25 protein-coding genes are annotated in these 25,507 nt (G+C 64.2%); 2 read left to right on the forward strand and 23 right to left on the reverse strand.

Going from position 1 to position 25,507, the window contains the following annotated elements; translation table 11 throughout:
• Positions 1-29: 29 nt before the first annotated feature.
• The 22 genes from ACFC25_RS19405 to dinB all read right to left on the reverse strand — a co-directional run bounded on the left by ACFC25_RS19405 (position 30) and on the right by dinB (position 23,317).
• The gene (locus ACFC25_RS19405; protein ID WP_337347758.1) at positions 30-956 is read right to left on the reverse strand and encodes an RluA family pseudouridine synthase; all 927 of its coding nucleotides are present in this window, start codon (positions 954-956) and stop codon (positions 30-32) included.
• A complete protein-coding gene (gene lspA, locus ACFC25_RS19410) occupies positions 949-1,542 on the reverse strand; it encodes a signal peptidase II (protein ID WP_376048213.1) in 594 nt (197 codons plus the stop codon). The genes ACFC25_RS19405 and lspA overlap by 8 nt, the downstream gene beginning before the upstream one ends.
• Before the next feature lie 109 nt (positions 1,543-1,651).
• Positions 1,652-2,347: a DivIVA domain-containing protein gene (locus tag ACFC25_RS19415; protein ID WP_337347756.1), complete on the reverse strand. Its 696-nt coding sequence runs from the start codon at positions 2,345-2,347 to the stop codon at positions 1,652-1,654.
• A 174-nt stretch (positions 2,348-2,521) separates the two neighbouring features.
• Positions 2,522-2,809, reverse strand: a complete 288-nt coding sequence (locus ACFC25_RS19420) for a YggT family protein (protein ID WP_337347755.1) — start codon at positions 2,807-2,809, stop codon at positions 2,522-2,524.
• 121 nt (positions 2,810-2,930) lie between these two features.
• Positions 2,931-3,461, reverse strand: coding sequence for a cell division protein SepF (locus ACFC25_RS19425; RefSeq protein ID WP_337347754.1), 531 nt, complete (start codon positions 3,459-3,461; stop codon positions 2,931-2,933).
• 88 nt (positions 3,462-3,549) lie between these two features.
• Positions 3,550-4,281 (reverse strand): YggS family pyridoxal phosphate-dependent enzyme, encoded by a 732-nt coding sequence (locus ACFC25_RS19430; protein WP_337347753.1) that lies wholly within the window; start codon positions 4,279-4,281, stop codon positions 3,550-3,552.
• Positions 4,274-4,963, reverse strand: coding sequence for a polyphenol oxidase family protein (locus ACFC25_RS19435; RefSeq protein ID WP_376048217.1), 690 nt, complete (start codon positions 4,961-4,963; stop codon positions 4,274-4,276). The genes ACFC25_RS19430 and ACFC25_RS19435 overlap by 8 nt, the downstream gene beginning before the upstream one ends.
• 8 nt (positions 4,964-4,971) lie before the next feature.
• Entirely contained in the window at positions 4,972-6,204 is a 1,233-nt protein-coding gene (ftsZ, locus tag ACFC25_RS19440; protein WP_066285766.1) for a cell division protein FtsZ, read from the reverse strand.
• A gap of 189 nt (positions 6,205-6,393) precedes the next feature.
• On the reverse strand, positions 6,394-7,368 hold the full coding sequence (locus ACFC25_RS19445; protein WP_376048220.1) for a cell division protein FtsQ/DivIB: 975 nt from the start codon (positions 7,366-7,368) through the stop codon (positions 6,394-6,396).
• A complete protein-coding gene (murC, locus tag ACFC25_RS19450; RefSeq protein ID WP_376048222.1) occupies positions 7,361-8,737 on the reverse strand; it encodes a UDP-N-acetylmuramate--L-alanine ligase in 1,377 nt (458 codons plus the stop codon). Before murC ends, ACFC25_RS19445 begins: the two co-directional genes overlap by 8 nt.
• A complete protein-coding gene (murG, locus tag ACFC25_RS19455; protein ID WP_376048225.1) occupies positions 8,734-9,834 on the reverse strand; it encodes an undecaprenyldiphospho-muramoylpentapeptide beta-N-acetylglucosaminyltransferase in 1,101 nt (366 codons plus the stop codon). Before murG ends, murC begins: the two co-directional genes overlap by 4 nt.
• A gap of 6 nt (positions 9,835-9,840) precedes the next feature.
• Entirely contained in the window at positions 9,841-11,169 is a 1,329-nt protein-coding gene (gene ftsW / locus ACFC25_RS19460) for a putative lipid II flippase FtsW (protein ID WP_337347748.1), read from the reverse strand.
• Positions 11,170-11,171: 2 nt separating this feature from the next.
• A complete protein-coding gene (gene murD / locus ACFC25_RS19465; RefSeq protein ID WP_376048229.1) occupies positions 11,172-12,749 on the reverse strand; it encodes a UDP-N-acetylmuramoyl-L-alanine--D-glutamate ligase in 1,578 nt (525 codons plus the stop codon).
• Positions 12,731-13,840, reverse strand: a complete 1,110-nt coding sequence (mraY, locus tag ACFC25_RS19470) for a phospho-N-acetylmuramoyl-pentapeptide-transferase (RefSeq protein WP_337347746.1) — start codon at positions 13,838-13,840, stop codon at positions 12,731-12,733. The genes murD and mraY overlap by 19 nt, the downstream gene beginning before the upstream one ends.
• Positions 13,837-15,303 carry a UDP-N-acetylmuramoyl-tripeptide--D-alanyl-D-alanine ligase gene (gene murF, locus ACFC25_RS19475; RefSeq protein ID WP_337347745.1) on the reverse strand — a complete coding sequence of 489 codons (1,467 nt, stop codon included), beginning with the start codon at positions 15,301-15,303 and terminating at the stop codon, positions 13,837-13,839. The genes mraY and murF overlap by 4 nt, the downstream gene beginning before the upstream one ends.
• 6 nt (positions 15,304-15,309) lie before the next feature.
• The gene (locus tag ACFC25_RS19480; protein ID WP_376048233.1) at positions 15,310-16,947 is read right to left on the reverse strand and encodes a UDP-N-acetylmuramoyl-L-alanyl-D-glutamate--2,6-diaminopimelate ligase; all 1,638 of its coding nucleotides are present in this window, start codon (positions 16,945-16,947) and stop codon (positions 15,310-15,312) included.
• Between the two features lie 79 nt (positions 16,948-17,026).
• Positions 17,027-18,823: a penicillin-binding protein 2 gene (locus tag ACFC25_RS19485; protein WP_337347743.1), complete on the reverse strand. Its 1,797-nt coding sequence runs from the start codon at positions 18,821-18,823 to the stop codon at positions 17,027-17,029.
• A gap of 46 nt (positions 18,824-18,869) precedes the next feature.
• Positions 18,870-19,550, reverse strand: coding sequence for a hypothetical protein (locus ACFC25_RS19490; protein ID WP_337347742.1), 681 nt, complete (start codon positions 19,548-19,550; stop codon positions 18,870-18,872).
• Positions 19,547-20,539 (reverse strand): 16S rRNA (cytosine(1402)-N(4))-methyltransferase RsmH, encoded by a 993-nt coding sequence (rsmH, locus tag ACFC25_RS19495; protein WP_376048237.1) that lies wholly within the window; start codon positions 20,537-20,539, stop codon positions 19,547-19,549. Before rsmH ends, ACFC25_RS19490 begins: the two co-directional genes overlap by 4 nt.
• Positions 20,540-20,708: 169 nt before the next feature.
• Complete coding sequence (mraZ, locus tag ACFC25_RS19500) at positions 20,709-21,137, reverse strand: division/cell wall cluster transcriptional repressor MraZ (RefSeq protein WP_066285792.1); 429 nt, start codon at positions 21,135-21,137, stop codon at positions 20,709-20,711.
• Positions 21,138-21,498: 361 nt separating this feature from the next.
• Entirely contained in the window at positions 21,499-21,870 is a 372-nt protein-coding gene (locus tag ACFC25_RS19505; RefSeq protein ID WP_337351485.1) for a DUF3040 domain-containing protein, read from the reverse strand.
• Between the two features lie 235 nt (positions 21,871-22,105).
• The gene (gene dinB / locus ACFC25_RS19510) at positions 22,106-23,317 is read right to left on the reverse strand and encodes a DNA polymerase IV (RefSeq protein ID WP_376048242.1); all 1,212 of its coding nucleotides are present in this window, start codon (positions 23,315-23,317) and stop codon (positions 22,106-22,108) included.
• Between the two features lie 100 nt (positions 23,318-23,417).
• Here dinB and ACFC25_RS19515 point away from each other — a divergent pair, with 100 nt between their 5' ends.
• Both ACFC25_RS19515 and ACFC25_RS19520 read left to right on the forward strand, forming a co-directional pair.
• Positions 23,418-23,945: a hypothetical protein gene (locus ACFC25_RS19515; RefSeq protein ID WP_337347738.1), complete on the forward strand. Its 528-nt coding sequence runs from the start codon at positions 23,418-23,420 to the stop codon at positions 23,943-23,945.
• Complete coding sequence (locus ACFC25_RS19520) at positions 23,942-25,036, forward strand: polyprenyl synthetase family protein (RefSeq protein ID WP_376048246.1); 1,095 nt, start codon at positions 23,942-23,944, stop codon at positions 25,034-25,036. The genes ACFC25_RS19515 and ACFC25_RS19520 overlap by 4 nt, the downstream gene beginning before the upstream one ends.
• Before the next feature lie 9 nt (positions 25,037-25,045).
• Here the strand turns inward: ACFC25_RS19520 and ACFC25_RS19525 are convergent, their stop codons facing one another.
• A complete protein-coding gene (locus ACFC25_RS19525) occupies positions 25,046-25,399 on the reverse strand; it encodes an Rv2175c family DNA-binding protein (RefSeq protein WP_131134989.1) in 354 nt (117 codons plus the stop codon).
• Positions 25,400-25,507: the final 108 nt, after the last annotated feature.

The following is a 25,507-nucleotide window of genomic DNA, read 5'->3' on the forward strand; positions in this document are numbered from 1 at the left end:
ATTCTATGCGCCGCCCGGCTCCTGAGTGGTCAGGCCTGCCCGGATTCGAGCACTTCCAGGGCAAAGGAGAGATCCTGCGGGTAATCGCTGGTGACGGTGACCCGTTCCCCCGTCACCGGGTGGTCGAAGCCGAGCTGGCGGGCGTGCAGCCACTGCCGTGTGAGTCCCAGCGTGGCGGCGAGCCGCGGGTCCGCACCGTACGTTAGGTCACCGGCACAGGGGTGCCGGAGGGCGGAAAAGTGGACGCGTATCTGGTGTGTGCGGCCAGTTTCAAGATGAACTTCCACCAGTGTGGCCTTGCCGAAGGCCTCTAATACCTCGTAATGCGTAATTGAAGGCCTGCCGTCCTCGATCACGGCAAAGCGCCAGTCATGGCCCGGATGGCGCCCAATCGGCGCGTCGATGGTGCCCTCCAAGGGGTCCGGCAGGCCCTGGACCACAGCGTGGTAGACCTTGTCCACGCTGCGCTCCTTGAACGCCCTCTTCAGGGCTGTGTAGGCGCGCTCGGTCTTCGCCACGACCATCACACCGGACGTGCCGACGTCGAGCCGGTGGACGATGCCTGCACGTTCGGGGGAACCGGAGGTGGAGATGCGGTACCCGGCTCCTGCGAGGCCGCCCACTACGGTGGGCCCGACCCAGCCCGGTGATGGATGGGCAGCAACGCCCACGGGCTTGTCGACGACGACGAAATCGTCGTCATCGAGCAGGATCTTCAGGCCTTCCACAACTTCCTCCACCACTTCGAGCGGGTCCCGCCGTTCGGGCACCGTGACGTCAAGGACGTCCCCTGCAATCAGCTTTGCTGATTTGCCTACCGCTTTGCCCCGGCTGATGACGTTGCCTTCGGCAATAAGCGTCGCGGCCAGGGAGCGTGAAATCCCCATGAGCTTTGCCAGTCCTGCGTCCGCCCGTGTTCCGCCGAATTCATCGGCCACCACAATGCGCTCAGGCATCGCCGGGTTCTTCCTTCGGCGTGGCCTTCTCCCGCGGAGCCGCCACATGCCGGGACCCGTCCAGGGAGATCCCGCGGAGCGTCAGGATGCAAATAATGGCCACTGCCGAGACCACCGCGGAATCGGCAATGTTGAAAATGGCGAAATTGGGTAGCTGGATGAAGTCCACCACGTGCCCCATCCCGAACGAAGGCTCGCGGAACAGCCGGTCTGTGAGGTTGCCCAGTGCACCGCCCAGGAGTAGGCCCAAGGCCAGCGACCACCAGGCGGACCCAAGCTTGCGCACCTGGAACAGGATGGCAATGGAAACCGCTGCCATGATGATCGAAAACACCCACGTGACGTTTTCTCCGATGGAGAAGGCTGCGCCGGAGTTCCGGATGAAGTACCAGTGCAGCACTGGTGGCAGGACAGGGATACGCTCGCCCTCAACCATGCTGGAAGTAACCCAGAGTTTGGTCAGCTGGTCCAGCGCGTAGGCGAAGACCGCGAATCCAGCAAAAATGGACAGCAGGATCCGGCGGCGAGGGCGCCGCGGCGTGGGCGGAAGAGGGAGTGCAGCGTCAGCGGCAAGTTCGTCTGTCATGGTGCTTTCATTCGGATACCGATGTTAATCACAAAAGCCGGCGGCCGAGGAATCCTCAGCCACCGGCTTTCAGAATACGTGCTTAACAATCGAGTTTGGTTCGACCTTGCTAGTTGGCTTCGACCTCGGGCGCGGCCACGGAGCCACGGGCGTCAAGGTCGCGCAGCTGGCCTTCGATGTAGGCCTTCAGGCGTGAGCGGTAATCGCGCTCGAAGCCACGCAGCTGCTCCACCTTGCGTTCGAGCACGGAGCGCTGCTGCTCAAGGGCACCAAGGATCTTGCGGGACTTCTCCTGAGCATCGTTGACGAGGCTGCTGGCTTCGATCTGCGCTTCAGCGATGATCTTGTCCTTCTGGGCCTGGCCGTCAGCGACGTGGCGGTCATGCATCTGCTGCGCCATGGCCAGCAGTCCGGCAGCCGATTCGGCAGAAACTGTGCTGCCGGCAGCCTGGGAAGGAGCGGCAGCTGCAACAGCAGCAGCCGGAGCAGCCTGCTCAGCTTCCTTCTTCTTGCTTGCTTCGGCTGCTTTGGCGTCGGCCTCGGCCTTGGCGCGGGAGTCGTCCTTCTCGGCCTTGACGGGCGCGGGGACCTTCTCGACCACCGGTGCCGCAGCGGCGGAGCTGGCAGGAACGGCCGAACCGCCCTCGGCGAGCTTCTTGCGCAGCTCGTCGTTCTCCTGGTTCAGGCGCCGGAGTTCAACGACGATTTCGTCCAGGAAGTCATCTACTTCATCCTGGTCGTAGCCTTCGCGGAACTTGGTCGGCTGAAAGCGCTTGTTGACAACGTCTTCTGGCGTCAAAGCCATCTGGTCACCTCACTGGTCTAGTTAGTCAGTGGCCTTCCGGCCGTCAAAACTACGGTACCTAAATATGGACTGGTTCCTCTAATTCAACACCGTGGTGTCAAACCGGAGTTTCTTCGCGTTGCAAGTGACAGTTCCCTGCGGATCTGAGCCTGAACAGCTAGGTCTAATGGAAATTTACGCGAAACTCCTGGTGATACCCATCGCCACGCTGACAGCGATGAACAAAATCAGGAACCCCAGGTCCAGACTGATGCCGCCAAGCCGCAGAGGCGGGATCAGTCTCCGCAGGACCTTCAGTGGCGGGTCCGTGACCGAATACACTGCGTGGGCCACCACGAGGGCCGGCCCACGGGGGCGCCACTCCCGGGCAAACATCTGGACCCAGTCGAACACCAGCCGCACGATGAGTGCCACAAGGAACAGTAAAAGGGCGATATAGACAAGTCCGAAAACAATTCCCATGACTTAACTCATATCTCCATGTCCATTCCGGATACCGCAGCGTCCTGCCAATGTTTCTTATCTATTTCAGCACAGATGCCAGACAGGTCCACCTGCCTGGCATCCACAATGAGCCTAATGGCTAGCTTTGATTGAAGAAGCTCGCCTGGGTCTCGCTGACCTTCTTGTCATCGCCGATGACCTCGATGTACGACGGCGACAGGAGGAAGACCTTGTTGGTGACACGCTCGATGCTGCCCCGGAGTCCGAACACGAGCCCTGCGGAAAAGTCCACAAGGCGCTTGGCATCGGCCTCGCCCATGTCGGTGACATTCATGATGACCGGGATGCCGTCACGGAAACTCTCGCCGATAAGCTTCGCGTCGTTGTAGGACCGCGGATGGATGGTGGTGATCTGCCGGAGGCCGGAAGACTCTTCGCGGCTGGATGCCGCACGCTTGATGGGGGTCACTGGTGCGCGGTATTCCTCTTCGGGGACATAGGACGCCTCACGGCTGACCTCGCGGACGGGTGCGGGTGCACGGCGTTCCTCGCGGTCAACTTCCATGGATTCGTCCTCATCCTTACGTGTGGTGTGGTGCTCGGACTCGTAATGTTCATCGCCATCGGCGAGCCCAAGATAGATCATTGTCTTGCGCAGAGCGCCGGCCATGGTCGACTCCTAATCGTGTCCGTAGGCGGGCCGACCAATGATTTGACAGCACTGGAAATCCCCGCCATTCACTTCCAATGCTTTGACGCTACCCCACGGCGGGACGCGATCCGAGAATATCCGAACCGATCCGCAGGTGTGTCGCTCCGAAGCGGATGGCCACCTCGAGGTCCTGGCTCATACCGGCCGAAATGCCCGTGGCGCCCGGATGGTCCGCGGTGAGCCGGGCAGAGATGGCGGCTAGCTTCTCGAAGGCCGCTTCTGGCGGGGATCCAAGTGGCGCCACAGCCATGACGCCGGCCAGGACCAGCCCGCCGGCGGAAGCCAGTTGCTCTGCGAGGGACGGGACCTCGGCGGGAGCGGCCCCGCCGCGGTGTGCACCGGCGTCGTCGTCCAGGCTGACTTGGATGAAGCATTCCAGCGCAGCCCGCCCTGACCGGTCCTGTTCGGTAGCCATGGCCCGGGCGAGCCCGTCAACGAGCTGCGGCCGGTCCACGGAGTGGACGGCATGGGCATAGCGGACAACGGATTTGGCTTTTTTGCTTTGGAGTTGGCCCACGAAATGCCAGTTGAGCCCGAGGTCGTGCAGGGCTTCAGCTTTCGCAGAGGCCTCCTGATCCCTGTTCTCTCCGACGTCCTTGACGCCCAGGGCGGCGAGCCGGCGGATGTCGTCCGCCGGGTGGAACTTGGTGACGACGATTAGCGCCGGCTCATCCGCCCGGCCTGATGCCTTTGTGGCAGCGACGATGCGGCTCCTCACGGCGGCCAGGCCATTTTCCAATTCGGCAGTGCGCGCTGCAGGGTTCGTGGCCTCAGTCATGCGTCCAGACCAATCCGGCAAACCGGCCAGTGTCTTTGTTACGGCGGTAGGAGAATAGATCCTGGTTCTCAAGCGTGCAAGGCCCGCAGTACATGACGTCCACGCCTGCCGCCTCCAGCTGGCTCCGCGCGCCGGCAGGCAGGTCAAGGCCGGGAGTCCCCCAGCTGGTGGTGGACCACGCCGCAGGAACTGCTGCCGCTACGTCGGCCCGCAGCCCGGCCGGAACCTCGTAGCAGCTGCCGCAAATTGACGGACCGAGCCATGCCTGGATGTTGACGGCCCCCATGGCCCGCATACGTTCGACCGCGGCGGGAATGACCCCCGCCGCCAGCCCCGGCCGGCCGGCGTGGACAGCACCAAGCACAGGGCCGCCAAGGGCCTGGCCGACCAGCACCGCGGGGATGCAATCAGCCACCATGACCGCCAGCGGCACGCCCCTGGAAACCATGGCATCTGCCTCAGGATCGGCACTGCCGGCCTCCATGACCGCCACGGCAGTTCCATGCACCTGGTTCATGAACCGCAGGGAACCCGGCACCATGGCGGCATTGAGCTCCAGTTCTGCCCTGCGTACCCGGACATCGTCCGCGTTGTCCCCCACATGCAACGCCAGGTTGCCGGCGCGTGTGTCCGTGAATGCCACGGTCACACCGGGGAGGACTTCCGCCTTCCAAAGGAACAAGCTGCGCCCTACTTCAGGAAGTCGGGGACATCCAGGTCATCGGAGCGGCTGCCGGAGAGGTCCGGCTCCACGACCGAGGGAAGGTCGACGTCGAAACCGGAGTCCGCGGGCACCGCCGACGGGCGCTGCTGGCCCCAGTTGCTCAGGCCGGACGCACCGACTCCGGCGTGGACCGGCTGTACGTTCATCTGGTGGCTTCCGCCCGACGGCGCCTGGGCCGGGGCGGGCGCGGGCGCGGCGGGGCGCTGGGGGGCTACCTGGGGCTGGGACTGGTCCATGGACGGCGAGGTTGCCTTGACGTCGTCGAAGCCCGCGGCAATGACGGTCACGCGGGCCTCGTCGCCAAGGGCGTCGTCGATGACCGCGCCGAAGATGATGTTCGCTTCCGGGTGGGCCACTTCCTGGACCAGCCGCGCCGCTTCGTTGATCTCGAAGAGGCCGAGGTCGGAGCCGCCCTGGATGGACAGCAGGACACCGTGGGCGCCGTCGATGGAAGCCTCAAGCAGCGGCGAGGCGATAGCAAGTTCCGCAGCCTTCACGGCACGGTCCTCACCGCGGGCTGAACCGATGCCCATCAGTGCCGAGCCTGCGCCCTGCATGACGGACTTCACGTCCGCGAAGTCAAGGTTGATCAGGCCGGGCGTGGTGATGAGGTCAGTGATGCCCTGGACACCGGACAGCAGGACCTGGTCAGCAGAGCGGAAAGCGTCCAGGACGGAGACGTTGCGGTCGCTGATGGACAGGAGCCTGTCGTTCGGGATGACGATCAGGGTGTCCACTTCGTCGCGCAGGGCGTCGATGCCCGCCTCGGCAGAGCCGGCACGGCGCCGGCCTTCGAAGGTAAACGGGCGGGTGACTACGCCGATGGTCAGCGCGCCGAGCGAACGTGCGATACGTGCCACGACGGGAGCGCCGCCAGTACCCGTTCCGCCGCCTTCACCGGCGGTCACGAAGACCATGTCTGCGCCGCGGATGACCTCTTCGATCTCGTCCGCGTGGTCCTCAGCTGCCTGCTTGCCCACCTCCGGGTTGGCGCCTGCGCCAAGCCCGCGTGTCAGCTCCCGCCCAACGTCAAGCTTGACGTCGGCATCGCTCATCAGCAGGGCCTGGGCATCGGTGTTGATTGCGATGAATTCGACACCGCGAAGACCGACTTCGATCATGCGGTTGACTGCGTTCACGCCACCGCCGCCGATGCCGACGACCTTGATGACGGCCAAGTAATTCTGCGGAGCTGCCACGTTACGTGTCCCTTGTTCGTGTCCTATTGCGAAAACTGATGGAGTCGAGCTTGAAGCTTTGAACCTTAACCTTCGAGTTGAAGGTTATAGTTATGTCAAGTAACTCATGTCTGTGACGGTATTTCCTATGGTTCGCACATTCAATAACCGCAGGCCGCGTGTCGTGCTATTCCCGGGAAATACAGAGATTTAGCGCGTCACAGGATGCCTGGGCACACTGACGTCATAGACACGCACGGGGTTCTTCGGATCGGCGGGAACCTTCAGCAATGCCTCCAGGACCTTGGCTTTGAGTTCCCTCTCCGACGCGTTGCCCCAGACGATGGTCTGCCCGTCCACGAGCTTGAGTTCCACGGCATCGACAGACTGTGCTGAGGCATTGGAAAGCTTCGCCAGGACCTCGGGAGGAAGGGCGCCAAGGACCGCCGCCGTCGCCTGGAACAGATCCTTGCCGATGGTGCCTGCGCCGCCGTCGATCACTGGCAGCGCCACGGAGGCTGGATCCGTGGTGGCCGCCAGCTGCACCCCGTCAACGTCAACTTGCTGGTACTGCTCCCCCTGCTTCACCAGGGCCACCGGGACGCGTTCCCGGACTTCGACAACCAGGTCCGACGGAGGCCGTGCCTGCGTTTTCACTGATTTGATCTGGATGAGTGGTTCCAGGAGCCGGTCCACCTCCTCGTCGGTGATTTGCGGCAGGGGTTTGCCCTTCAGCGGTTCCAGGGCGGCCTGGACCTGATCAGCAGTCAGGAGCCTGGTGCCGGATACGGAGATAGTGCTGACCGCCAGCAGCGGCGAAAAGATGGCTGCTGCGAGGATCCCTGCTACCACCGCGGCAAGGGTGCTGGCCGCGATGATGATGTTTCGCTTCAGCCGCCTGCCTTTGGGCTCCGGGAAAGCCAGGACGTTCGCGCCTGCAGCTGCCCCGCTGGACTGCCCTTCCCTGGCCTGCTTCTCCTTGGATTTGGCGCCCTTGGGCTGTTTGGCCCTTGCCGGGGCCACTTCCGGCCCCGGAGCGGTCTTGGAAGCGGAGATGACCTCCGGCTCCTCCGCCTGGCCGGGCGCGGGGGTGCCGGACGGGCCGCCGGAAGGATCGCCGGACCTGTTCCTCCCCTGTTGGGCGCGTCCCGGCGAGGTGTAGGTGGGGCGCCGGGCACTAGCCACGCAGTGCCTGCACGATCTTCGGGCCGTAGGCGGTCACATCGCCGGCTCCCGCGGTCAGGACAATGTCGCCAGCGTCCGCAGCGCCAACAAGTTCCGCTACCGCGGCGTTTCCATCCACCAGGCGTCCACCGGCGCCAAGGTGGTCGGCGATCAACTGGCTGGTGACCCCGGGGATAGGATCCTCGCGGGCCGGATAGATATCCAGGACCAAGGCGGTGTCGGCCAGGTTCAGGGCCTCGGCGAACTCGCGGGCGAACTCCCGGGTCCGGGAAAAGAGGTGCGGCTGGAAGAGGACATGGACCCGGTGGTCACCGGCAACTGACCGGGCTGCAGCGAGGGCGGCACGCACTTCGGTGGGGTGGTGGGCGTAGTCGTCGAAGACCCGGACGCCGCCGGCCTCCCCTTTCAGTTCAAAACGGCGTGACGCGCCGGAAAAGTTGCCCAGGGCCGCGGCGGCGGCGCCTGGTTCAACCCCCAGTTCCAGTGCCACCGCAAAGGCGGCAGCGGCGTTCAGGGCGTTGTGCCGGCCCGGAACCTGCAGCTGCAGGCCGAAGCGGCCTGCAGTGGTGGACACCGAAACGTCTCCCGGGCCGCCGTCGTGCAGCACCAGGTCCGCTTCATCCGAGGTGCCGTACAGGAGTACGCGGGTGTTACCGCGCTCAAAGGTGCGGCGTGCAAGGGCCAGGGCGCCGGCGTCATCGGCGCAGGCGACCAGGACGCCGTCCGCGGGCAGGAGTTCCGTGAACTGGTCAAAGGATGCGTAGACAGCCTCCGCGGTTCCGTAGTGGTCAAGGTGGTCCGGCTCCACATTGGTGACGACGGCTATCCGGGGCCGATAGTTCAGAAACGAGCCGTCCGATTCGTCGGCCTCGGCCACAAAAATCCCGGACGCGCCATGTGCTGCGTTGACGCCGAGCGCAGGAACGTTGGCCCCGATTGCAAACGAGGGATCCAGCCCGGCGCCCTGCAGCAGCACAGTGATCATCGACGTCGTGGTGGACTTGCCGTGCGTTCCTGCCACCGTGACCACAATGTCCTCGCCCATGGTGGCCGCCAGCGCCTCAGACCGGTGCAGCACTGGCAGCCCCGCCTCTCGGGCAGCCACTAGTTCTGGGTTGTCTGCACGGATCGCGGAGCCCGCCACCACGGTCTGGGCGTCGCCGAGGTTCGCGGCATCGTATCCCACAGCTACCCTGGCACCTGCGGCCGCGAGGTCGGCCATGACAGGGAGGTCCTTGGCGTCGGATCCGCTGACCACCAGCCCGCGGGCAACCATGATCCGGGCAACGGCGGACATCCCAACACCGCCGATCCCGATGAAGTGGACGCGGCCCAGGGATTCCTGGCTGTGGATGTTGGCAGGGCTCATTCGGATACCGCTTCCAGGACAAGACCAGCCATGCGCTGGTCGGCATTTCTGATTCCAAGGCGCTGGGAGTTGGCGGCCATGGCGGCCAACCGGACTGGGTCAGTCACCAGCGGGATGAGATGGTCCCTGACCCATTGGACGGAGAAGTCCCGGTCCTGGACGAGGAGCGCCCCCTCAGCTTTGACCAGCCCCGCAGCGTTGAGCGCCTGTTCGCCGTTGCCGATGGGCAGCGGGATAAAAACGGCGGGCACGCCCACGGCGGCCGCTTCGCAGACTGTCGCAGCGCCGGACCTGGCCACGAGCACGTCGGCGGCGGCGTAAGCCAACTCCATGCCGTCCACGTACTCCACCTGCCGGTAGCCGGGGGCCGTAAGCGTGCCGCCGTTGGCATTCAGCAGTGCCTTGCCGCGTCCGGTGATGTGCAGTGTCTGGATGCCCGCGGCAGCCAGGTCCTCGACGGCCGCCGCGACAGTGCGGTTGATGCTCTGGGCACCTGAGGAACCGCCGGTAACAATCAGCGTAGGCTGCGTCGGGTGCAGGCCCAGGGCTTCGCGGGCAGCAGCCCGGGACGCAGCCCGTTCCAGGCCTGAAATCTCAGTGCGCATGGGCATCCCGACGTGCCGGGCATGGCGGAGCCGCGTGGTGTCGAAGGCGACGGCTACGTACTTGGTCAGCATGGCACCGACACGGTTGGCAAGGCCGGGACGCGCGTTTGCTTCATGGATCACTATGGGGATCCGGCGGCGCCGGGCAGCCAGGTACATGGGAGTGCAGACGTACCCGCCCACGCCGACGAGCACGTCGGCGTCATGTTCATCCAGGATCCGGCCGGCTTGCCGTACGGCCCCGGCCAGGCGGCCGGGCAGCCTGAGCAGGTCCATGGACGGCCTGCGCGGCAAAGGCACACGGTCGATGGTGGCAAGCTCCAGTCCCGCGGCAGGCACCAGCCGGGTTTCCATGCCCGACGGTGTTCCGACGGCGAGGAGCCTGGCTTCAGGAGCGGCGGTCCGGATGGCGGCGGCGATGGCAAGGAGGGGGCTGATGTGCCCCGCAGTACCGCCTCCGGCCAGGACGATGGAGAGAGTTTGGGAAGTCATCTGGTGCTAGGTACGCTTTCTGGCGGTTTTCTTTGGGCCGGTGGATCCCCGGGAGGGCCTGTTGCCGAACTTCAGCATCCGCTTGGGCCGTATTGCCGGGGCCATCTGTTCCCTGGCGAGTGACAGCACGACGCCGACGGCGCACAGCGACATCATGAGTGCCGAGCCGCCGTAGGAGATGAACGGCAAAGGGACGCCGATCACGGGCATCAGCCCGGTGACCACGGACATGTTGACTGTGGCCTGGCCGAGGAGCCAGACCATGATGGTGCCCGCCAGGACCCGGTGGAACATGTCCTCCTGCGCCACCACGACGCGGTAGATCGCGGCCCCCAGGATGGCGAACAGGACCAGGACGACGACGGTGCCCACCAGCCCCAGCTCCTCACCGATGATGGCGAAGATGAAGTCGTTGTGGGCTTCCGGGATCCAGCTGTACTTCTGTCTGCTTTGGCCAAGTCCGACGCCGAACCAGCCGCCGGACGCCAGTCCGTAGATCCCGTTCGTGGCTTGGTAGTTCGCATCGATGCCGTCGGCACAGGACTTTCCCGTCCACCAGGAGGTGATGCGGCACATGCGGTTGGAGCTCGTGATGGCCATGGCGGCAGTTCCCGCGGCGCCGATCAGCGCGGCGAAGCCGAACAGATACAACGGCACGCCGGCGAAAAAGAGCGCGGCCGCGGTGATCATCATGATGATCATCGCGGTGCCCAGGTCATTTCCCAGGACGACGAGGCCGATGACAAGGCCAGCCGCGGGAACAGCGGGGATCAGCGCGTGCTGCCACCGGCGCAGGAGCTTGCCCTTCCTCGCCAGGACTGTGGCCATCCACAGGGCCAGGGCCAGCTTTGACGCCTCGGACGGCTGGAACGTGATGCCGCCGATGTCGATCCAGTTCTTGTTGCCGTTGACTTCATCGCCGATGACCTGGACCAGTGCCAGGAGTACCAGTGCGATGCCCAGGCCGGGCCAGGCAAGGCGCTTCAGCCAGACAACGTTGATGCGCGACAGGACGAACATGGTGAAGATTCCAATGGCGGCAAACATGCCCTGTTTCAGGGCGTCACCATACGGGGACTTGCCGGCCGCGATGGATTCCACGCTGGAAGCAGAGAGCACCATCATGATGCCGATGGCGGTCAGGGCGAGGGTGGAGCCCAGGATGAGGTAGTAGGTGGAACCGTTCCGCGAGGTTCCGGTCCCTTCCAGAGCTGACCAAAAACGGCGGTACCCGTTGCGGATCCGCACAGGCAAGGAGGGCCGGGAACCGGCAGGAGCTGCGGTTTTTCCCGGGCGCGGCGTTGCTGCCGGCGGCCGGGTGGGCGTGCTGACCATTGTTACTCCTCGCCGGTCTGGGCCTGCCCTTCCACCAGCTCGCGGACAGCTTCGATAAAGGCGTCGCCACGGTGAGCGTAGGAAGAGAACTGATCCATGGATGCAGCTGCCGGCGCCATCAGAACTGTGTCACCCGGCGCGGCAAGCTGAGCCGCTGCCGCAACGGCGCGGGACATCACGGTCCCGCCGGACTCCGACGGGCTGCCTGCGACGGCCCCGCCCTCTGCGGCAGTCTGCATCTTTTCAGTGTCGCCCGCGGGCGGTCCGATCACCGGGACATCCGGTGCGTGTCGTTCGAGGGCCTGAACCAGGGCCTCGGTGTCCGTGCCGATCAGCACCACGGCCTTGAGCCGCGCTGCGTGGTCCCGGACCAGGTCGTCGTAGCTGACGCCCTTGGACAGGCCGCCGGCGATCCAGACCACCTTCTCGAAGGTGGCCAGCGACGCCGACGCAGCGTGCGGGTTGGTGGCTTTGGAGTCGTTGATCCAGAGGACGCCGTTCTGCCGGGCTACCGGCTGGATCCGGTGATTGCCGGGGACGTAGTCACGGATGCCTTGGCGGACAGCCTTGGCGTCAACGCCGTAGGCCCGCACCAGTGCTCCCGCGGCCAGGGCGTTGGCCACCATGTGCCGCGGGGCGAATTCTCCGAGGTCGGACATTGAGGCGAGCTCAGCCGCGCTGTCCTTGCGCTCGGGGATAAAGGCGCGGTCAACGAGGAGCCCCTCCACCACTCCCAGCATGCTGATCGCGGGGGTAAGGGTGGTAAAGCCCACGGCCCGGCACCCTTCCACGACGTCGGCGTTCTCCACCATCCGCTCGGTCTCGATCTGCTCTGCGTTGAATATGCAGGCCTTCTGGGTGCGTTCGTAGACTTTGGCCTTGTCCGCGAGGTAGGACGTGTACGATCCGTGCCAGTCCACGTGGTCCTCAGCCACGTTCAGGCACACACTTGCCACGGGCGAAAGCGATTCAGCCCAGTGCAGCTGGAAGCTGGAAAGTTCGACGGCGAAGACGTCGTATTGAACGGGATCGCGGAGGGCGTCAAGGATGGGAGTTCCCACGTTTCCGACGGCGATGGCCTTCAGTCCTGCGGCCTGCAGCATCGCTTCGGTCAGGCCAACCGTGGTGGTTTTGCCGTTTGTTCCGGTGATGGTCAGCCAGTCAGCTGTCTTGTGCCCTTCCCGGATGCGCAGCCGCCAGGCAAGTTCGACGTCGCCCCAAACGGGGATGTGGGCGCGTGCGGCGGATGCCAGGAGGGCTTGGTCCGGGCGCCAGCCCGGTGACGTCACGATGAGTTCGGGCAGGGACCCATCGATTTTTGGGATCCTGCTGACCGCTTCATCCCCCAGGAGAACGTCGGCGGCACCGACGATCTTCAGTGTTTCAGCGTGGGCCTTTGCTGTCTCGGACGTGGCTGCGTCAACCACCACGACGCGGGCACCCAGTTCGATGAGGGTATCGGCCGCGGCGAAGCCGGACACGCCGATGCCGGTGACCACGACGCGCAGGCCCGCCCAGTCCGAGTCCCAACTGGTGAGGTGAGTGAGGCGGGAGGAAACTGTCACAGGAGCACAACCCATTCAGCGTAGAAGATCCCCAGGCCAACGGCTACGAAAAGCCCTCCGAGGATCCAGAATCGGACTACCACGGTAACCTCGGCCCACCCCTTGAGCTCAAAGTGGTGCTGCAACGGGGCCATCTTGAAGAAGCGTTTACCACCGGTGGCCTTGAAGTAGCCCACCTGGATGATGACGGACAGGGTGATGAGGACAAAAAGCCCGCCGATGATGCCCAGGAGCAGTTCGGTGCGGGACAGGATGGCGAAACCAGCGATTGCGCCGCCAATCGCGAGGGATCCGGTGTCTCCCATAAAAAGCTTGGCAGGAGAAGTATTCCACCAGAGGAATCCAACGAGGGCTGCACTCATGATGGCGGCCAGAAGGGCGAGGTCGAGGGGGTCGCGGACCGAGTAGCAGCCGCTGCCGGCTTCCCGCGGGGAGCCGCAGGCCTGGTTGCTTTGCCAGATGCCCATCAAGGTGTAAGCGCCGAAAACCATGACGGAAGCACCTGCAGCGAGGCCGTCCAGGCCGTCCGTCAGGTTCACCCCGTTGGTTGCCGCGGTGACAATCAGGTTGGACCACACGACGAACAGTATGGCGCCCAGGACGGTACCGCCGAAGGCCAGGTCCAGCCACGGAAGATCGCGGACCAGCGAGATTTTGGTGGACGCGGGCGTAACGCCGTCTGCATCCGGGAAATTCAGGGCAAGGATGGCGAACGCGACTCCCACAGTTCCCTGGCCGATGAGCTTGGCTTTGGCGTTCAGCCCCAGGCTTCGCTGTCTTGAGATCTTGATGAAGTCATCGAGGAAGCCAACCAGACCCATCCCCACCATGAGGAACAGCAGGATCAAAGCCGACGCTGAAGGACCCGGAGACGCTGGATTCATCATCCACATGATCAAGTGCGTCAGTCCATAACTCAGCAGGACGGCAGCCACCACCACGGTTCCACCCATGGTGGGCGTCCCGCGCTTGGTGTGGTGGGACGTCGGTCCGTCATCCCTGATGAACTGGCCGTAGCTTTTGCGGACCAGCAGGCGGATAAAGAGCGGGGTTCCCACCAGGGCGCACAATAGGGCAAGGCCAGCGCCGATCAAAAGTGCAATCACAGCTGTTCGCTCCCTTCACTGGCAGGTACGGGGGCTTGTGGGGGTAATGCTATCCGATCGCCTAAATGCCGCAGCCCAACGCTGTTGGAGGACTTGAACAGGACGAGGTCGCCGGGTTCAAGTTCGGCGTTGAGCAGTTCGTAGGCGTCTTCGATCGTTTCGGCGAAGCTGCATTCATCACCCCAGGACCCCTCCTGCACGGCGGAGACGTAGAGCGGCCGGGCCTCCCGGCCCACCACCACCAGGCGGGAGATATTAAGCCGGACAACCTGTGTGCCCACCACGGTGTGTTCACGGATGGATTCGGGTCCGAGTTCCAGCATGGCGCCCAGGACAGCCCAGGTACGGCGGCCGCGGCCGAGGTCGGCGAGGGTCCGCAGGGCGGCCCGCATGGATTCCGGGTTGGCATTGTAGGCGTCGTTGATGATGGTGACGCCGTCGGCCCTTTCGGTACGTTCCATGCGCCAGCGGCTGGCTGCCGTCTGTGTGCTGAGTGAGGCTGCGATGTCCCGTCCGGCGACACCGGCGGCGTGTGAGGCCGCAGCTGCGGCGAGCAGGTTGCCCACGTGATGGGACCCGATCAGTTTGCTGCTCACGTGCAGGTCCGGTTCGCCCGACGGCAGGACGAGGTCAAACTCAGGGTTTCCGGCCGGGTTGGTGTCGGGCTTGACTGCCTGGACTCCGGCGCCAGTGCGGCCTTCAGCGGAGAATCCGAGCACTGTGGCCTGGGTACGGTCCCGCATGGCGGCGACGCGTTCATCGTCGAGGTTGAGGATCGCAGTACCGGTGGCGGAAAGTCCTTCGACCAGTTCACCCTTGGCCCGGGCGATGTTCCCGACTCCCCCGAATTCACCGGCGTGGGCGGTCCCCACGCCGAGTACTACGCCGATGTCGGGCTTGACCATGTCTGCCAAGTAGCGGATGTGGCCGATGCCCGTTGCTCCCATTTCAATGACCAGGTACCGGGTGCTGCTGTCCGCGCTGAAGACCGTCAGCGGGACACCGATCTCACCGTTGTAGGAGCCCTGTGGCGCAACGGTGGCACCCTGGGTGGCCAGGACGCCGGCGAGGAGGTCCTTGGTGGTGGTCTTGCCTGCCGAGCCCGTGATGCCCACAACCGTGAACTGTTCACCGGCTGCCTGGCGGGCTGCACGAATGCGGCGGACCGCCTCCGCGGCGAGGGCGCCCATGGCCAGCACCGCATCGTCGACCACCACTGCGGGGTAGTTCTCGCCGTCCGGGCCGGCAACCGGCCGTTCCATGAGCGCCAGCGTTGAACCGTTGCCAAAGGCGGCGCCAACGAAGTCGTGGCCGTCCGCATACTCTCCCGGTTTCGCGACGTACAGCGATCCGGGCGTGGCTTCGCGGGAATCCGTGACCACCGAAAGAGGCGTGATCTCCGGATCGGCGTCCAGGCGCCCGTTTGTGATTTCGGCGATTTCCGCCGCAGTAAATGCAATCATCTCGGTCTAGGACTCTATCCGGTCGTCTTGGAGAACGGTGAATCCCTTTGCTGTCAAGGCGTCGCGGAGTTCCACCCTGTCGTCCAGGGCAACGTTGACGCCTTTCACTTCCTGCCAGACTTCGTGGCCGCGGCCAGCCACGAGAATAGTGTCCTGGGGTCCGGCGAGTTCAACGGCCTGGCGGATGGCTTCATCGCGCGGGAAGACTTCCAGGATGCGGCACTCAAGCGAACCCCGCTGCTGCGCTTCCAGCGCTCCCGCCAGCACGTCGGCGCGGATCGCGGCAGCGTCCTCGTCATGGGGGTCGTCATCGGTGACAATGACGGTGTCGGCAAGAGTCGCCGCGATGGCTCCCATTGCAGGACGTTTCCCTTGGTCCCGCTGCCCGGTTGCCCCAAACACCACAATCAGCCTGGACCCTGGCTGCGGTGACCGGACGGCTTCCAGCGCCCTGGCCAGAGCGTCCGTATTGTGGGCAAAATCAACCACTGCGGCGGGCGACTCGGAGACCAACTGCATGCGGCCCGGAACGGCGACAGTGAAGGGATCGTGCTCATCCAGGGCAGCCTGTACTGTCGCCACGCCCACTCCACTGGCCAGGACCATCACGGCTGCCAGCGCCGCATTGGCCACGTTGAAGCTGCCAGGGAGCCCCGTGTGGACCCTCAACGAGGCGCCACTCGGGCCCGTCAGTGTGAAATCCGTGCCCAATCCACGCGCAGTAGCCGACGTAACCGTCCAGTCGGCAGTACTTGCCGGTGTGGCCGCGAGGGTGGTGACAGGGATCTCCACGGCGTCGGCGAGCCGGCGGCCCCAGTCGTCGTCGACCGTTACCACGGCACGGCGGGCGCGCCGGGGAGTAAAGAGTTCTGCCTTGGTCTGGAAGTAGTCATCCATGGTTCCGTGCAGGTCCAGGTGGTCCTGCGTGAGGTTGGTGAAGCCCGCCACGTCGAAGACCACCCCGTCCACGCGCTGGAACGAGACCGCGTGGGAGGAGACCTCCATGGAGGCGGCGTCCAGCCCCCGCTCCCGCATCAATGCCAGCAAGGCGTGGACATCCGTTGACTCGGGCGTGGTCAGCAGGCTGGGAATGGCATCGCCGCCTGCCTTGATTTCAATAGTCCCGATAAGGCCTGTCTTGAGGCCAAGGGAACGAAGCAGCGCGTTGATGAAATAGGTGGTGGTCGTTTTTCCGTTAGTCCCTGTGACGCCGAACAGCGTCGGCGCGCCGCCATCGGCAGGCTGGCTGCGGTAGATCATGGCCGAAAGCGGTCCCACCACGTTGCGCGGGCTCTCAACCACCAACACCGGCACGGAGGTGTCTGCCGACAGCGCCAGGAGGCGAGCACCGGCGTCGTCCGTCAACACCGCCGCCGCCCCGGCGCCTATTGCCTGAGCTGCGAAGTCCGCTCCGTGCCGCGAGGCTCCCGGGAGCGCGACATAGAGGTCTCCCGGCTCAATGGTGCGCGAGTTCAAGGAGATCCCGGTGATGGTCACCGACGCCGACGGGCCCGGAACGGACACACCGATGGATTCGCCGATGCCCGCCAGGCTCACTGCGGAAACGGACGTGGGCCTGAACCGCCCCGTGGCGGATCCCCCGGCCGGAACTTTATGGCTGCCGGGGGCATTGTGATCTGACAAGAGGATCTCCGAAAGTGCTAGTGGATCAAACCCGCCGGACGTGCTCAGTCAGCGGGCCGTGCTGGGGCGTGCGGCAGTACTACTTGGCGTATTGCGGCAGCCGCGCCGGTTCACCGGTGGACGGCTGGACGTTGTAGGTGCGCAGCGCCTGGCTCATGACTGACCGGAAGACCGGCCCCTGCGTAATGCCATAGATGCTGCCCTTGGGCCGCTGCAGCACCACCTCAACAATAAACCGCGGATCATCCATCGGCGCCATGCCAACGATGGAAGCTGTATACCCGCAGAATCCTGACTTGCCGTCGTCGCAGGGCGACTCCGACGTTCCGGTCTTGGCGCCCACACGGTAGCCGTCGATGGCGGCGTCCTTAATCTGCCCTTCGGTGACCGCGCTTTCGAGGATGTCCTGGACCTGCTGCGCAGTGTTGTCTGAGACCACCTGCCGCGAAGGCTGCGGAGCGACCTTCTCTTCAGTCCCGTCCGGTGAGATGTAGGAATCGATCAGGCGCGGCTGGAGCATGACGCCATTGTTGGCGATTGTTTGGAAGGCCCGCACCGTCTGGAGCGTGGACTGCGATACACCCTGCCCGAACAGCACCGTGTACTCCTGTCTGTCGTCCCACTGGTCCGCCGGCGTCAGGATGCCCGAAGCGGTAGCAGGCAGGCCGACGTCCGGAGCCTCCCCGATGCCGAACTTCTGCAGCCAGTCGAATCTCTGCTCCTTGCTGAGTCGCTGGCCAGCCATGACAGTTCCGGTGTTCATGGACCAGCCAAGGATGCCGGCGAGGGTCCGTTCCTCCGTGCCATGGGCAAACGAGTCGCTGAAGGTCTGACCGTCCACTGTGTAGGACGGCGGCAGGGTGAACGTGTCCAGCGGGCTGGACTTTCCTTCCTCAATAAGAGCCGCCGCCGTGATCATCTTTTCCACCGAGCCCGGTTCGTAGGCAGCCGTCACGGAGCGGACCCCGCGGTCCTTGGCGGCCACCAGGCCGGGGTCGTTGGGATCAGGGGAATTAGTGTCGGCCATGGCGATGAGGTTGCCGGTCTTGGCATCCATCACGATAATGATTCCCCACTCGGCGCCCAGCTTGTCCGACTGGCTCTGGATGGCCTGTTGGGCGAAATACTGGAGGTCGGAATTGAGGGTGAGCCTGACATCCTTGCCGTCTTGCGGTGGGGTGAGCTCGTCCAGCCCAACAGGGATTCGAAGGCCGTCCGCACCGATTTCGAAGAGCCTTTTGCCGTCTGCGCCCTTGAGCAGTTCATCCTGCGTCTGTTCAATTCCGGCCTGGCCTGTGTACCCGTCCTGGAGGAAGCCAATAATGCCGCCTGCCACCGAACCGTTTGGATAGACGCGCTTGCTGACGCCTTCGGTGACGATGCCGGGAATCTGCAGCTTGGAGATCCGGTCCTCTACGTCCGGCTTCAGGTCCTTGGCCACGATGTAGTACTTGGATTCACCGGTGACGGCCTTCCGGAGTTCGTCGGCGTCCATCCCCAGGACAAGGGCGAGTTCGCTAATGCCCTGATCACGGGTGACTTCCACCAGCTTGTCCTGACCCTCCACCAGGCGCCAAAACTTCTCTGTTTTTGTGTTCGTTACCTGATCCACCACCAAGTTGTAGCGGATGAGGCTGTTGGCCAGCACAACGCCGTTGGAGTCCAGGATGCTGCCACGTTCGGCCGGCAGGACAGTCTGGGTCATCCGCTTGTTCAGCGCAGCCTCGGCCATGCCGCCAACGTCCAGGCCCTGAACGAGGAAAAGCTTGCCGCCCACCACCAGGAGAAGGGTGAGCATGATGCCCAGGCCAAGGCGCAGGCGCCTCGTGGCGTTGGGTACCTTGCCGCTCTTCGCCTTGCCGGTCCTCTGCGCCACCGTGATTTCCTTGCTGTTCGCTGTGTTGCCTGTCAGGTCCTGGCAGTTACTGCCCGGGCGTCCTCTGTAACGGTGCGGGCACGGAGCCTCCGTGCAATTCCACAGCCGGGGCGGGGGCTGCGGCCGGTGCCTCTGCAGCAACAGCCGCCGCAGCGGCGGCCGGCGGCGTTGCAGCTGCCGGCTCCTCAGTCACCGGCTTTCGGCTGGCCAGCGGCTCCCCGGTGCTTGCGGGCGGGACCACGCTCAACTGTCCGGCAACTGCCGGTGCCGGGATGACGGCCCCGGCAGCGCCGCCCTTAACGGCCGGTGTCGCCTTGCCGGTGACTGCCAGGGTTGAAAGGTCGATCTGGCCTTTCACCGTGGACGCCACCATTCCCAAGTCTGTAGCCTTTGCTGCCAAGTTCTGCGGAGCTTCGAAGTTTTGAACCTGCTGTGTCAGATCCTGGTTCTGCTTGGTCAGCGTGCTTTGCTTGCCCCGGAGTTCCACGAGCTGGTACTGGGCCGTGGACACCGAGATGTTCAACACCAGGACAGCAACCAGCGCGACGGCGAGCAGCGTGAAGCAGAGGACAACGAACGGCGCGCGGCGCTTCCTGGGTGCGGATCGGACTACCGAAAGCGGCGTGCGGGCTTTGCGTCCGGGGCCCGGAGTTCCCGCCGGAAGTCCAATTGCGGGCGCGGCACTGCCGGAGACGACAGGAAAGTTCTTGACGGCGGCGGTGCTCATACGGCTCTCCTGGTTCTAATGCGTTCCACAGCCCGCAGCCTTGCTGAGGCAGCGCGCGGATTCTCTGCGATCTCGACGGCGGTGGGCACCTCCGTGCCCTTCGTGAGGGTCTTGAGTTCGGCCTTGTGTTCCTCGAGTTCGACAGGGAAGCCGAGGGGGGCTGAAGACTTTGAGCCTGCCTGGAACACGCTCTTGACTATCTTGTCCTCCAGCGAGTGGTAGGACATGACCACAATCCGCCCACCGAGGGAAGTTGCCCTGACCGCGGCCGGAACAGCCCGTTCCAGGACATCAAGCTCTTCGTTGACCTCGATCCGGAGCGCCTGGAAAGTCCGTTTGGCGGGGTGGCCGCCGGACTTGGCGGCGGCGGCCGGAACTACTGCGCGGATCTGTTCAACGAGTTCCCCGGTGGTGGCGAAAGGCTTCTGGGCGCGGGCGGCAACAATTCTGTTGGCGATGCGTCCGGCAAACTTCTCTTCGCCCCATTTGCGGATGATCCGAACGAGGTCCTCTTCGGAGTAGTTGTTGACAACATCTGCGGCGGTCTGCCCTCGGCTGGTGTCCATCCGCATGTCCAGCGGGGCGTCGAAGGAATAGGCGAACCCGCGTTCGCGTTCGTCCAGCTGCAGGGAGGAAACGCCCAGATCCATCAGGATTCCGTGGACTTCGCTGATGCCGAGGTCTTCAAGGACGTCAGCGATTTCGTCGTAGACGGCGTGGACCAGGTCAGTCCGTGCAGAGAAGGGCGCCAGCCGTTCTCCGGCCAGGGCGAGCGCTTCCTCGTCGCGGTCGATGCCGATCAGGTGCAGGTCCGGAAAGCGCTGGAGCATCGCTTCGGAATGGCCGCCCATGCCGAGCGTGGCATCGATGGCTATGGGAGTTTCGCCCCTGAGCCTGGCTGCTTCGAAGCCCGGGGCCAACAAATTGATGCACCGGTCCCGCAGGACCGGTACATGGCGTTCGGACGTCGGCTTCGGGTGATCGTTCATGCCGTCGTCCTTTCCTGCCGTGGTTGCCGTGGTTGTGCTTCTTGAGCCAGATCCCCATCCGCGCCTGTCGTCCTGCCCGCCTGGCTCCGGGGAAGTGAGCCAGGTTGGCCGGCCGATGGGCGGCTGGAGATCTCGTCCAAGAAGCTCTCCGCCTGTTCCATACCGGTGATTACAGAATCCCCGGAATGGCGTCGTCGGTCTCAGAGAAGGCTGTTTCCTTCTCTGCCAGGTACTCGTTCCAGGCTTGGGCGTCCCAGATCTCGGCCCGGGTTCCTGCGCCGATGACGGCCAGCTCCCTGCCGAGGCCTGCATACTCCCGGAGCGCTGCCGGAATGGTTACGCGCCCCTGCTTGTCAGGTACCTCATCCGAGGCTCCAGAGAGAAAGACGCGAATGTAGTCCCGGGCCTGCTTGGAGGAAATGGGCGCCTCCCGCATTTGCTCGTGCACACGTGCAAATTCCTGCTCACTGAAGACGTAGATGCAACGCTCCTGGCCCCTCGTGAGTACCAGGCCGCCGGCTAGTTCCTCGCGGAACTTCGCGGGGAGGATAATTCGTCCCTTTTCATCCAAACGCGGCGAGTGGGTGCCAAGAAACACTGGCCCACCGCCTGTCTGCTGTCAGGAACTGCACATCCCCTGTGTTGCAACTACCCTCTTATGTCCTCCACATTACTCCACTTTCCCCCACAGTCAACGCAGGATGAGGCCGGATTCCCCCCACTTCAGGGAATGAGGCCCGTAAAACCGGCGAATCGGCCGGTGGTGGAAAGTGGAGGGCTTTTGACGCCGGGAGGGCGTTGCGGTTTTTCGAGGGTGACCGTTAAAAGCAGAAGACCCGCCGTAGCGGGTCTTTATGCCTGGATACCTGGTGACAAATTACTTACGGACGGGATAAAACCCGCGCGGTGGAATGCTGTGGTGCAGAATGGAGGGCTTCGGCGCCTGTTGTCCGGCTGCGTCAGGAGTCGCCGCGGCGCCTCTCGTCCCAGCGTTCTTCCAGATTGCTCATGAAGGAACTCCTGGACTTGCCTGGCTTACCCGGACGGCCGCTGCGGGACTTGCCAGGTGCCGAGCTGCGCATCGTTGCGAAGTACACCCCGGCTCCCATCACCACAAAGCCCAGAACGCCGACGAAGATGTTTTGAAGCGTGACGCCAACCAGCAGGAGGAAAATCCCGGCGAGGGCGCACAGCACCCCGATCACCACATGCCGCGTGGACCATGAGCGTCCGGGATCCGAGCCCATGGAATTCGCGAATTTTGGATCGTCCTCGTGCAGCTGCTTTTCCAACTGTTCAAGCAGCTTCTGTTCGTGCTCCGAGAGCGGCATCACGACCTCCTTAAGTAGGCCAACGTCCGGGCTGCGCCCAGTCAGTACTTCTGCTCCGATAACGACCGGCATGCCGCTCAAGTTCCCGCCCCACCGACGATGGCGGGCGGGAGCGTTATGTCCAGTCGTTCGAAAACTATGTATATATAAGGATAGTTTGTCGCGGGCCGTTCTGAAAGACAGCAATGACTTTCCACAAGGCCCTCCGGCCGCGGCAGACAGAGGTGACTGCGGGCTAGCCGGATTTTTTTCCGGAATCCAGCAGGCGGGCCGGGAGTACTGATTTGTTGCCAAATTTGCGGCTGACTTTGTCCAACGCCAACTCGGCTGCCCGCCAGTTGTCGTCCCTGCGGTCCAGGCTCAGCTGGAGGGACGTTTGTGCCGCCTCTTCCAGCTGTTCGGCACGGACTCCCACCAGCCTTACGGTCATGCTTCGATCGCCGAGTGACTCCAGGAGCTGGAGGACGACGGCGTAGATCAACTGAGTGCTGTCCACCGGCGTGTGAACGGTCCGGCTCCGGGTGATGGTGGAGAAGTCCGCGTAACGCAGCTTCAACGCCACGGTCCTGGCCACCATTCCGGAACTGCGCAGCCTCTCCGCCGTACGGTGCGACAGACGCAGCAATTCCCGGTGAAGGACGGCGTTGTCGGCGGTATCAACGGCAAAGGTTTCCTCGGCTCCGATGCTCTTCTCCAGCCGCACCGGCGTTACGGGTCGGGGGTCGATCCCCCAGGACAGCCGGTAGACGTGCTCGCCCGTGGCGCCAAGGGTCCGTTTCAGCGTGGGCAAGGGCGTGGCGGCGAGGTCGGCCACCGTCCTGATCCCCATCCGTGCCAAGACCTCGGTGGTCTTGGCACCCACACCCCAGAGAGCTCCAACCGGCAGGCTGTGCAAGTACGGGACGGTGTCTTCCGGCCGAATCAGGAGCAGTCCGTCAGGCTTGCACCGCGTGGATGCGATCTTGGCCACAAACTTGCTCGCGGCGATGCCCACGGAGGCGGTGATGCCCAGCTCGGCGGCAACGCGGCGCCTCAATAGTTCGCCGATGTCTTGGGGCGGGCCCAACCGGCGGATGGCACCGCCGACATCAAGGAAGGCTTCGTCCACGCTCAGGGGCTCCACCAGTTCGGTGACGGATTCAAAAATTCCCATAAGCTGCGCCGAGACCTCGTAATACAGCTTGTGCCGCGGTTCGATGATGACCGCACTGGGACACATCCGTGCTGCAACCACCATGGGCATGGCGGACTTCACACCAAATTTCCGGGCCTCATAAGAGGCCGAGAGCACCACGGAACGGTCTGCCGGATAGCCCACAATGACGGGTTTGCCGCGAAGCTCTGGTCGTGTACGCAACTCAACCGATACAAAGAACGCGTCCATATCCACGTGCAGGATGGGGGTGCGCCGGAACTCCCGAAGACCCGCTTCGGTGTGCTGATTCATCCCGTCTACATCCCGTCCGGCCCCCACGAAACAATCCTATCCGCTGGTACTGACTAAACTGGAGGCTGAATCCGGCATCAATACCAGGAGGAAAGTCCCTGTGACGGTCATTGGAAATCTTAAGCCAGCAGGATCGGCCGCCCTCGTGGCCGTCGCAGCGCTGGCACTCGCCGCCTGCAGCCCGGCGGCGCCAGGAGTAACCACGCCGTCCTCCGCCACCTCCTCGCAGTCCACGGGCCAGCCCACAGCTACGGCGTCTGCCAGTCCCTCAGCGTCACCGGGCACCTCGGCTACCGTCGGGGCGCTGGTCGCCGGCTTCCCGCAGCAGCTTCTCCCGCTCATGCCGGGAGCCACAGTAGTTTCCAGCAGCTTCGACAAGTCGGCGACGCCGGCAACAGTCGCCTTGGTGGCAAGCATCACAGGCCAGCCCGGCGCCGTCGTCGAGTTCTATACCAAGGCCCTTGAAGCCCAGGGCTTCAAGGCCGTGCCGGGAGAGTCCGTCGGCGCCGTCGCATCAAAGGACTTCGTCCGGGGCGACAACGAGACCGTCAACCTTGCGGTCGTGGAAGCTGCGGGCGTTTCCACGTTCACTATCGGCGCCAATGTGGCAGCTGAGTCAGCCAAGTGACGGTCGCGGAGCAGCTGCGGCTTGAACAGACCGGATACGTGGCGGCCGTCGCGGGCGAGCTGACGGACTTCCTGACCGAGCGTCAGGCGGTGATGTCGGCTATCTCCCCGGACATCGATCCCATCATGGGTTCCATCTCCAACCTGGTCACCGGCGGCAAACGGCTCCGTGCCCTGATGTGCTACTGGGGGTGGCGCGGCGCTGGCGGTGATTCCGGAGCCAGGCAGATCGTGGCTGCAGGCTCGGCGCTGGAGCTCTTCCAGGCCGCGGCGCTCATCCATGACGACATCATCGACCGCTCCGACACCCGGCGCGGCGGGCCCAGCGTCCACCGCCGCTTCAGCCAGCTGCACACAGCCCAAGGCTGGGCTCTCGATAGTGAACGCTTCGGCCACGCCGCCGCCATCCTGACCGGCGACCTGTGCCTGTCCTTCAGCGAAGAGGCGTTCACGGACATCGGCGAAAAAGCCGCGTCAGGCAGCCGAGCGCGGCTCATCTTCAACCTCATGCGGGCCGAGGTCATGGCCGGGCAGTACCTCGACATCCTCGAAGAGGTCGCCGGGCCGGTCAGGGACAGGGCCGGCGCTGTTTCCAGGGCGCAGTCCATCATCCGTTTCAAGTCCGCCAAATACTCCACGGAACATCCGCTGGCCCTCGGTGGCGCGCTGGCGGGAGCGTCAAACGAGCTTCTCCGCGGCTATTCGGCCTTCGCCCTTCCGCTGGGTGAAGCCTTCCAACTGCGCGACGACGTCCTGGGCGTCTTTGGGGACCCGGTCACCACGGGAAAGCCCGCTGGCGACGACCTCCGGGAAGGAAAGCGGACCGTTCTGGTGGCGCTGGCGCTGGACCAGGCGACGGCGGACGAATCGGCATTCATCGACGCAAAGCTTGGCAGCCCCGATCTCGGCGACAAAGACATCACCGAGATCCGCCGCATTATCGAGGAATCCGGAGCCCTTCAGGCAACGGAGGTCCTCATCGGCGAATTCGGAGCAGCGGCGTTTGATGCCCTGGACCAACTGGAACTCGACGAATTGCCAAAAACGGCGCTCCGCAGGTTGGCCGAGGCCACCGTCAGCCGCGCGTCCTGAAAATTCCGGTTACCAGGCCAGGGTTTGGGCGCGGCGCCGGATCTCCGTTTTGCGGCCTTCGCGGAGCGCATCAATGGGCCGCCCACGCAGTGATTCGTCTGCGGTGAAAAGCCAAACAATCAGGTCCTCGTCGGAATAGCCGGCATCTGAGAGCACCACAATGGTGCCCTTCAGGCTGTCCACCACGTGTCCGTCCTGGATAAATTCCGCAGGGACGCACCGGATCCGCCGTTCTCCAACCCGCAGCGCGGCCAAAGCACGCTCATCAAGGAGACTGTGGACTTTCGTAATTGAAACGTCCAACAACTGGGCGACATCAGGCAGGGGCAGCCACTCGCCAACAAGGCTTTCTACGTTACTCACGGATCAAGGTTGCCATGACCGGCACCCTGACGCCTAGTCGCCGCTTTTGCCGCAGGGGCGATATGCGGCGACACTCCACGAAATTAGTCTTGGCAGCTTTTCAAGAAT

The sequence above is a fragment of the Pseudarthrobacter sp. NPDC055928 genome (genome assembly GCF_042270935.1).
In the GTDB taxonomy this organism is placed as follows: domain Bacteria; phylum Actinomycetota; class Actinomycetes; order Actinomycetales; family Micrococcaceae; genus Arthrobacter.